The 334-nt window shown below is 37.1% G+C and carries 1 pseudogene; it reads left to right on the top strand.

The window, feature by feature from the left end:
- Positions 1 to 334 (top strand): annotated as a pseudogene (locus LPB87_RS20690) (glucosamine-6-phosphate deaminase); the annotation flags it as partial.

A 334-nucleotide genomic window follows, 5' to 3' on the forward strand; every position in this document is an offset into this window, starting at 1 on the left:
ACCGTTTTATGAGACAGGACAAATTAAGAAAAATCCGTTAGGTCTTGAAGATATTGCTATTGTAAAAGACATTATCGAAAAAATAAAACCACATCAGGTATTTGCAGCTGGAGATCTTGCAGATCCGCATGGAACGCATGAAGTATGTTTGAATGCCATTTTTGCTGCAATGAAGGAACTAAAACCACAACCTTATATGGATGATTGCTGGCTATGGTTATACCGAGGTGCTTGGCACGAATGGGATATTCATGAAATAGACATGGCTGTACCGTTAAGTCCATCTGAAGTATTATTAAAACGTCATGCTATTTTGTATCACCAATCTCAAAAA

Source organism: Flavobacterium sp. EDS (assembly GCF_020991525.1).
Taxonomy (GTDB): Bacteria; Bacteroidota; Bacteroidia; order Flavobacteriales; family Flavobacteriaceae; genus Flavobacterium.